Source organism: Acrocarpospora pleiomorpha (genome assembly GCF_009687885.1).
Taxonomy (GTDB): Bacteria; Actinomycetota; Actinomycetes; order Streptosporangiales; family Streptosporangiaceae; genus Acrocarpospora; species Acrocarpospora pleiomorpha.
Window position 1 is genome coordinate 1 of sequence record NZ_BLAF01000134.1, and the last position, 8117, is coordinate 8117.

Genomic DNA, 8117 nt, shown 5'->3' on the forward strand with positions numbered 1-8117 from the left:
CCACGCCTGCATCAGGTTTCAGCACTCCTGCGGGCGTTGAATACCTTCGTTGAGGCAGTGGACGATGCTTCAACCGTCAAGGCGGGCGGAGACTCGGACGCCCCTTTTTGGGGCGCTACACAGCGGAGGTTGCGGATGCGAGCGCGCGAACGGCTCGTGCCGAACGGGTCTATTGAGACCGGGATCGTAGTGAGCCGTATCTCGATGAACTCTCCGCTGACGGTGGAGTTGGCTACAACCGCGCTGACCAGTGCAGGTCTCGTTTCTGCCGTGGTGTACCTCTTCAAGAACCCCGACAAGCTCGGTGGATGGTTCCCGAAGCTTCAGACCTCCTGGTACGACGGGCTCGCCGAGAGGGAGAAGGCCAAGGCAGCGCTGGAGGAGCTGCGTAAGGCTAAGACCGAGATGCGCGAGCTGGAGCCCTAGCCACGCGCCCCGGACTGCCCGTTTGCATCGGACATCACCTCCCGGCCCCCGGGGGCACTACGATTTTGAATTTATGACGGACTTAACTGCGCGTGAGCGCTTGGACATCGCGGATATGGCGGTCGGGGTTCTCTTCGACAACGCCGAAAAGCTCGGCGGGTTGATACCGAGGCTCTGCACGGGCTGGAACAACGGCAAGGCGGATAGGTTGGCCAGCCGGACCCGGATAGAGGTTGAGCTGCTGGAGTTCGAGAAGGCGCATAAGGCTCGCGTGCTGGAAAGCGGGTCAGGCCCCGCCAAGGGACCGGTACAGCTCCATGTCCTTAACGTTCTCGGGGTAACTGTCGGGCTTTCCATCGTTGTTCTGCTTGTTGGACTCACCCTTGTTCATGCACAGCCGCATCCGGTCGGTTACGGTCGCACCTAGCAGGGACTCGTTCTGTCGGATCTCGGCCAGGGCGTTATGCCCTGGCCTGCGGAAGTACGCCTCAACAAGTGGCGCGAGCATCTGGAGCCTCTGCCAGTCCGTCGCCTTGAACGACTCGGACTGCTCGGACTCAACCCAGGTGTCCCACCACCTGCATGTGGCAACGCTGTAGCCGTCGCGCTTGAACAGCTTCTTCACCTTGTCGGGGACGTCGTCGCCTTCCAGGTGGCTCAGGTCCACGGCGTTACGCCGGACCGCGTTCTCCTTGGGGGGAGGGCCGTTGCCTGCCATCAGGGCTCCCTGGTGAACCTGTACCGGCCCTCTCGGGCGGCGTACACCGGCTCAACTGGGTTCTCGTCGATCTCGACGTCCTGCGACTCCGCAGACGGCTCGTCGGCCGGCTTGGTGTGCTTGGCCATGTTGCAACCCCCAGTGAAGAAGAAAGAAGAAGTGGTGGGCCTACGAGGGCCCGCCGTCGCTGGCGATTTCACGCCAGCAGAAGAAGTTGCCGACACACGCTTTGGGCAGGCAGGAGGTGTTCAGGTCCTCCCAGCGCTTACAGCCGAGTGCGTCGGTGTCGGACTTGCCCAAGTCATGGGCCAGGTCGCTGTAGGCGACCTCATGGACGATCACGGGGTCCACGGGGGCGGTAGCGCCCCGGAGGAAGCAGGGAGTTACGCAGGAGCCGCAGTAGCCCGGACAACCAGGAGTGCTCATCGGCGTCTCAACCTCCCCCGCGCAGCCTCTTGGGCCGACTTGATCTCGTGGCAGGCATTACAGATGCAGGCCAGGTTGCTCATGTCCCAGGTGCCGCCTTCGGCGACTGGGGTCTTGTGGTCCACGATCCGGCCAGGCCGACCGCAGACGTAGCAGCGCTTGCGGTCGCGGAAGCGCACTCTGCGGATCAAGGACGCGGCGTTCTTGGGCCGTGTCTGGTTGCGGGCGCTGGTGACCGTCCAGGGCACGTAGTGCTTCTGGCACCGGCCCTTGGTCGTGGCAGGCTGGCGACAGCCTGTCTCCAGGCACTTGGAGGGTGCCTTGGGCATGGCGAACCACCCCCAAGGAGGCCGTAGTCGCAGTGGGGTTGGGGAGGGGTATCCGGTGGGGGCCTTCAGGCCCCGGGGGACTATCTAGGATCGCCAGGAGGCGATCCAGTAATCAGTAGTTCTAGTAGGGCCCCTGAAGGGCCCTTGGATGTAGTTGAGTCCCTGGTTAGAGGCTCTTTAGGAGCCTCTTGTTGACCCGGTGACCCCATCCCCCTACCCCCTTCCCCACAGCTATCTGTCGGACTTTCTCGAAAAGGTCCGGGAAGGGGGGCGGCCCGGTGGCTCTTGGTGGTGCGTGAGGTCAGCACGAAGTCAGCACCGGTGCTGACAAGTACCGCAATCAACCACAAACAACGAGAAGCCCCAGACTCCCGGCATAGGCCGTGGGCTGGGGCTTCGATTCGTGTTTGACCAGGTCAGACCTGGCGTGCTAACGGGAACTGGTGGACGATACTGGGATTGAACCAGTGACCTCTTCCGTGTCAGGGAAATTTGGTGTGTCGATCTAGGTCGTGCTGAGTCGATTGGGGCGCCTCTCACCTGCATTAACGCTCTGAGGGGGTCGCGGCGAGTCTGTGGGAGCCGGAAGGCATTGGCTCCCCAAATTGGCTCCCGTGGCTCCCTCCGGGCGGGGGAGGAGGCCACATGACCTACAACATCAACTATCGCGGTGGCGCAGCCTATGGAGATCAGTTCCCCGATGATGCTCCGGTTCTCGTCCGGTACCCGCTGCCCGGTGCCGATCCGATGGACCGAAGCACGTGGGCTTGGTTACCCGGCTCGATCCTGAGCCAATGCGGTCCCGACGAGTGGTCGGTGCTGGTCGAGGTGCCAGCACCGGCCATACCAGACCCGTCCGTATCGAACAGCGACGCTCCCGAGAACATGCTCTACCCCACGTGCTTCCGCGACGCGAGCGAACTGCGTCCGGCCACAGCGGCCGAGTGGGAGCGGGCGTGTGCGGAGGTGGACTGTGGTTGAGCGGCTCATCCGGATCACGACCGCGCTTGCCGTGCTGGCCGTCGCGGCCGTGGCGGCGGTCATCTCCTACCAGCACGCCTACGAACTCGTCAGCTCTCATGGGGAATCCGGCATCACCGCACGACTGGTCCCGTTCACCATGGACGGTCTCATCTGGGCCGCGTCGATGGTGATCCTTGATGCCAGCCGCGGTGGCCGGCATGTACCAGGGTTGGCCAAGTGGAGTCTCGGCGTGGGCATCGTGGCCACCGTCGGAGCCAACGTGGCGCACGGCATGAACCACGGCATCGTGGGTGCACTGGTCAGCGCCTGGCCTGCCGTGGCTCTGGTCGGATCCTTCGAGTTGCTGATGATGCTCACCCGAAGCGCCGCCGCGTCGACTAACCCGTATGATCAGGGGGAACCGCCATCGGTCGTGATTGGGTCGGGTCTGACCCAAGGCGGAACCATCGGTACCACAACGGCGCAATCCACTGAGGACATGATCCTCGCTGATTACGTGGCCAGCCTCAACGGGCCGGGAAAGCCCCTGTCACAACGGTTCCTCGCCGACAGGCATGGTGTGGACCGGCGCAAGGTAAAGCAGATCATCTCTACGGTTGCGCCACCGCAACCTGGCTGAACATCTCTGTTGCGATGATCGAAAGCCCTCTCTCGTCGATCTTTCGGCGGGAAGGGCTTTCTGCTGTTGGAGATTACAACACCTTGCCCCTTCATCTTGACAACACTCTCATCGACCTTGACTAGCGTTCGGCGGCTGGATTGGAGGATTCGCGAGCTGATCGCCGCGCACCCGTGGCTGCGGGTCTATCGGCTGCCCACCTATGCGCCGGGAGTTCAACTCGGTCGAAGCGGTCTGGGCGCACATGAAGAAGCCCCTGGCTAACCTGTCGGCCCGTAACCTGGATCAGCTCCTCGCTCTGGTCAAGAACCGGCTGAAACGGATGCAGTAGCGACTCCGGCTGCTCGGTGGGTTCCTCGCCAAGACCGGCTTGGACATCCAGTCCCCATAACCTCAGCCATATATAAGCTCTCTAGGAGAACGGGAATCACTCCATAAACTCTGAAAGCCCGTCGAAGATAGTTTCACTGTCCAATTCGTGGCCTCTGTCAATGCTCTTTAGCCTGGCTGTAGATTTAGTGATTTGGTCCGGATAATACAGCTCTGGCACGAGGCAAATAGGACAGTCGGCCAGTGTGCAGAAAGGGAGGAGTGGTATTACTTCGTCCTGTTGTGTGAGTATGTATAGATTGTTGTCCGCAATAGGCTTGCTGGTCTCAAAGTTGTTCGGTTCAAAATCTGGATGGTCGCCCATTAGGAGAAGTCCGGATATTCGATATCTCTTACTCGCCGGCTGCCAGCTAAGCCTATCCGTATATATCCACTTCATTTTTGCGAGGAAGGCGCTATGAGTGAGCGCGTTAAATAGTAGCGTCTCTAGCTTCGCTAGGCTCGCCTCAACCTCTGCCCGAGTGTGGGGCCCCCCACCATGCCTGATCTTATTCCGCATATTGACGAGAGCTTCGAGGTCTGCGATAAGGCCCTTCCCGCCCTTCTTTGTGGCTGTCGCATGGCCAAGGCCTGTTGCCTCTTCACCGCTCTTTCTGGCATCGTTGCCTACTGCCCTTGTAACTCCAACCCAGCGGCCGATCGAAACTCCTGTAGAATTTACTGCCTCCATCCACTTGGCAATCTCATCGAGGTTCTTTCTCCCCCTATATGCTGCGAGAGCCATCGAGACAATCCCCAATGAGATGATTAATGTCTCGGCGCACTGGATTGCTGCTTCGTGCTTCTCAGATGGATTTTGGCTGTGTTGGAATTTCCTCACGGCGCGGGCGATTGGATAGGGGTAAGTCCCCTGGAAAACGCGATATGGTTCGGTTTGCTTATGAAGGGTGCCAACAATCAGAGTGCTTAGATCTGCTGCCTGTTCGAGCCGGATTCGTCGGTCTCCTTTGGTGCCGTCCTCGAAGATGCTCATCCGAGAAGTTTCGAGCTGGTCTTTGATGCGCTTTACCTCACCATTACCCTCATTGAGAATTGAAACAGCAGAACGGATTGACTCGAAGTCTCCATCGCATGCCGGGATTGCCAGATTGGCCAGGTCGGCCCTCTTGACGCGTGGGATTACCCCGCCGTAGCGCGGAAGCGCTTTCTCCGCTTGGGGGGTTGATAGGTATGTGACTACATACTCTGCAGGAACTATATTTCGGGTGATTCTAATTATTAGTACCCCTTGGCCAGCTTGAAGTCCCTCATATTCACTAGGGAGTACTGTCCAGTTGCGCTGACTCGCCAGGTCTCGGCCCACTATGTCCCCCTCTTGGAGCCGGTATTTTGGCTGTCGCGTAGTGGTCCGAAGTGGTAGATCCTCAACATTTGGCAATGGAGACGCCAGAAGCGAGGCGTGCAGGACTCTTTGCTCATTAAGAAGATCGGCGGGGCGTGTGTCCCATTCAAGTTCCCTTACCGGTACCCACCCGGAAATAACCTCGGCAAAGTCGCCAAGTCGCCAGTCCTCGACGCGTCCGGTCTTCTTTCCACTACCGATCTCTCGGTAGCAGTTGAAGCTGAGGTTGTAGTCCTGAACGATAATCTCTTCTCTAGGTACACTGAAACTTTGATCTGAGCGGCTACGCCTCCGCTCGCTTCCATTCCTGCGTAGCCAGCGTGCAACCACGTCGGGCAGGTTGTTCCTGGCGTTTTCAGCTTCTTGCAGGGCTACAGCAGGGCGAGGACCAGTCTTGTCCTGGGCGAGTAACGGGCTGTGTTTGGCATCAAGGCTGAAGCCGTCGGCAGTCACCTCATAGAACCAGACGTCGTCTGTACCACCGCCGTTGGTCTTGGTAAAGAGGAGAATCGATGTAGATATTTCAGTGTACGGCCTGAAGACGCCGCTCGGCAGTTTGATTACCCCGTCAAGCTTGTGGTCCTCCACCAAGATGCGGCGGAGTTCCTTATGCGCTGCACTCGAACCAAAGAGCACGCCCTCCGGCACGATGACGGCAGCTCTTCCTCCCGGTTTGAGGAGCTGCAGAGAAAGAGCGAGGAAGAGCAGTTCTGTCTTCTTCGTCCTAACGGTCTGCTGCAGATTAGTGGCGGTGCGCTCGTAGTCGAGAGTGCCAGCGAACGGGGGATTTGCGAGGATCACCGAGTAGCGTTCTGCGTCGTCGGCAATGTTCTGAGCAAGGGAGTCGCGGTAGCGGATGTCCGGTTGTTCGATTCCATGCAGCAGCATGTTCATGCTCGCAAGGCGAAGCATCCTGTTGTCGAAGTCGAAGCCATGGAACATGCCCTGGTTAAAGTGTTTCGCTTGAGCTGGGTCGAGCAACGTGTTCTTGTGGACACGAGCTACGTACTCGGCCGCAGCAACTAAGAAGCCAGCTGTGCCGCAGGCTGGATCGCACACGTCATCTTGGGGTCCGGGAGCCATCGTCTCCACCATGAGCTGGATGATGTGACGAGGGGTGCGGAACTGCCCATTCTGCCCAGCGAGTGCGCTCTTACTGAGCATGTACTCATACAGATTGCCCGTGGTGTCCCCTGCGTCGAGGGGAAGCTCGTCGAGCAGGTTGACGACCCTTGCCAGGAAGTTAGCCGTGGGAATGGTGAGCCGAGCGTCTTTGAGGTGATGGGCGTAGGTCGTATCGGCTCTAGCAAGAGACCGCAGCCAGGGAAAGACCTGGTCTCGTACGACACTGAGCATGGTGTCCGGTGCTAACTCCTTGAACCGAGACCATCGCAGGGAGTCCGTCTCAGTGGTGTAGATGGGGTTCTCAACCGGTACGCCTGTGCGCTCATGCTGGTTTTCTCTGGCGGTCTGGATGTCCTCCAGTCGCCGGATGAACATCAGGTATGTGATCTGATCGACGATCTCTAGGGGGTTGGGGATCCCTTCAGACCAGAAAGCGTCCCACAACCTGTCGATCTTGCGCATGAACTCATCTGGAACCATAGAGCAAAGCTATCGGCCTACGACGATCTCCGGCTCTACTTTCTGCCTGCCGGTTTCCGTAGGCATTGGGGTAACTGGCTAGCTCGCCAGCATCGATGTTCCCCGAGACCAGGTCATGGGCCTGCGGATGGACTGGTCAATGTGGTTACGGATTGGCCACTGCCTGACCCGGCCGCCGCGGTTTGTTCTACATCGGCTAGTGCCGCCGTGATACTGCGGTATGGCGACTGGCACGGGCACGTACTCTGCCTCATCGGCAACTCGTGCACTGGCGAGTCCCACCTGCTGATCGCATTGGTGACCGGGGCCACATTGGCCGACCGTTGGGTCAAAGTACGTCCTAACTGCCAAGCTAGTTAACGAACTCGTCTTGAACAAGGCTGTACCGCTAAAGCCGCTCGATCCCATCAACAACGGCTCCATCACCGAGACCGGCACTGATTCCTACCGGTTGGCTCACACGCCACGCCCAGGCAAGCCACAGAAGTCAACTGATGCGCCTGGCGCTCATGTCCCGTTCGGGCAGCACTTAGGTGGGCCAAATCATGTTCGCGAAAGCCAACCTCAAGATTGCGGCATTCGCTAGCATGGCGTAGTTATATACTGCATGCACCTGGTGCCTTATAAGATCATTTAGAACAACTGATCGGCGCTAGGCTTCGGCAGCCGGAGCTTTACATGCGAGGCTACATGCCATTCGCGGTATGCCGGGCTGGTTGTGAGCCGCTCGATTTCCTCACCAAGTTGGGGGATCCCAGCTTGTGTGAGCATTCGCTGCGTCTGCTCATCGGCCGAGTAGAGGATGGTTCCACGTACACCGCGGGTCGCGAGCGTTCGATAGATGTTGCGGACGACCTCGTGGAGTTGGACGCCATGCACGCCTCGCATGTTGTGATCCTTGTTCTTGCTTGCGACCCATTGGCCGTCGCGCCAGACGTAATCGGGGCCGATGATCAGTCCGGCATAGTCCCATTCGAAGCTCTGGGCAGTGTAAATACAGCCCACCTGCTCAAACCCGGCGGGGTCGGTGGCCCAAGACGCGGGGCCGGGGATTCGCTTGCGGGCGTACTTCTTGCCCGCGTTCCAAGGTCGGCGCCAGTCTCCGATGACTATGTCTTTGCGCAGGTTCCCGTCTCGATCGGTGTCCTTGGACCATCGCCAACAGTAGCCGGCGGTGATCCGAGCGGTGGCGTCCTGCGCCAGCTGAATGCGAAGGTAGTCTTCCATCTCGTGTGGCGATGCGGCGAGAAAGACGTCGTACTCCTCACGCGGGGTCCA

General features: G+C 59.4%; 9 protein-coding genes and 1 tRNA gene. 3 read left to right on the forward strand and 7 right to left on the reverse strand.

Annotated elements, in window-relative coordinates:
- On the forward strand, positions 1-426 hold a 426-nt coding region (locus tag Aple_RS51380; protein ID WP_218038954.1), incomplete at its 5' end, for a hypothetical protein.
- A gap of 286 nt (positions 427-712) precedes the next feature.
- On the opposite strand, the gene Aple_RS51385 is transcribed toward Aple_RS51380, so the two are convergent.
- The 5 genes from Aple_RS51385 to Aple_RS51400 form a co-directional block, all read right to left on the reverse strand.
- Entirely contained in the window at positions 713-1144 is a 432-nt protein-coding gene (locus Aple_RS51385) for a phage terminase small subunit (RefSeq protein WP_155352115.1), read from the reverse strand.
- Positions 1144-1272: a hypothetical protein gene (locus Aple_RS55965; RefSeq protein ID WP_281361777.1), complete on the reverse strand. Its 129-nt coding sequence runs from the start codon at positions 1270-1272 to the stop codon at positions 1144-1146. The genes Aple_RS51385 and Aple_RS55965 overlap by 1 nt, the downstream gene beginning before the upstream one ends.
- Positions 1273-1312: 40 nt before the next feature.
- The gene (locus tag Aple_RS51390; RefSeq protein WP_155352116.1) at positions 1313-1486 is read right to left on the reverse strand and encodes a hypothetical protein; all 174 of its coding nucleotides are present in this window, start codon (positions 1484-1486) and stop codon (positions 1313-1315) included.
- 80 nt (positions 1487-1566) lie between these two features.
- Positions 1567-1899: an HNH endonuclease gene (locus Aple_RS51395; RefSeq protein WP_155352117.1), complete on the reverse strand. Its 333-nt coding sequence runs from the start codon at positions 1897-1899 to the stop codon at positions 1567-1569.
- A gap of 441 nt (positions 1900-2340) precedes the next feature.
- Positions 2341-2453, reverse strand: a tRNA-Leu gene (locus Aple_RS51400).
- A gap of 91 nt (positions 2454-2544) precedes the next feature.
- On the opposite strand from Aple_RS51400, the gene Aple_RS51405 reads away from it, so the two are divergent.
- Both Aple_RS51405 and Aple_RS51410 read left to right on the forward strand, forming a co-directional pair.
- Positions 2545-2880 carry a hypothetical protein gene (locus Aple_RS51405; RefSeq protein WP_155352118.1) on the forward strand — a complete coding sequence of 112 codons (336 nt, stop codon included), beginning with the start codon at positions 2545-2547 and terminating at the stop codon, positions 2878-2880.
- Complete coding sequence (locus Aple_RS51410) at positions 2873-3502, forward strand: DUF2637 domain-containing protein (protein WP_170322078.1); 630 nt, start codon at positions 2873-2875, stop codon at positions 3500-3502. Before Aple_RS51405 ends, Aple_RS51410 begins: the two co-directional genes overlap by 8 nt.
- 427 nt (positions 3503-3929) lie before the next feature.
- Here Aple_RS51410 and Aple_RS51415 read toward each other — a convergent pair whose 3' ends face one another.
- Both Aple_RS51415 and Aple_RS51420 read right to left on the reverse strand, forming a co-directional pair.
- Positions 3930-6839 carry an N-6 DNA methylase gene (locus Aple_RS51415; protein WP_155352120.1) on the reverse strand — a complete coding sequence of 970 codons (2910 nt, stop codon included), beginning with the start codon at positions 6837-6839 and terminating at the stop codon, positions 3930-3932.
- A gap of 633 nt (positions 6840-7472) precedes the next feature.
- The coding region (locus Aple_RS51420) for a DNA/RNA helicase domain-containing protein (RefSeq protein ID WP_155352121.1) at positions 7473-8117 on the reverse strand (645 nt) is incomplete at its 5' end.

Excerpts from the sequence above, each read along its gene's own strand:
- Aple_RS51385 (WP_155352115.1), bottom strand. The coding sequence starts at position 1,144 with ATGGCAGGCAACGGCCCTCCCCCCAAGGAGAACGCGGTCCGGCGTAAC.
- Aple_RS55965 (WP_281361777.1), bottom strand. The coding sequence starts at position 1,272 with ATGGCCAAGCACACCAAGCCGGCCGACGAGCCGTCTGCGGAGTCGCAG.
- Aple_RS51395 (WP_155352117.1), bottom strand. The coding sequence starts at position 1,899 with ATGCCCAAGGCACCCTCCAAGTGCCTGGAGACAGGCTGTCGCCAGCCT.
- Aple_RS51405 (WP_155352118.1), top strand. The coding sequence starts at position 2,545 with ATGACCTACAACATCAACTATCGCGGTGGCGCAGCCTATGGAGATCAG.
- Aple_RS51415 (WP_155352120.1), bottom strand. The coding sequence starts at position 6,839 with ATGGTTCCAGATGAGTTCATGCGCAAGATCGACAGGTTGTGGGACGCT.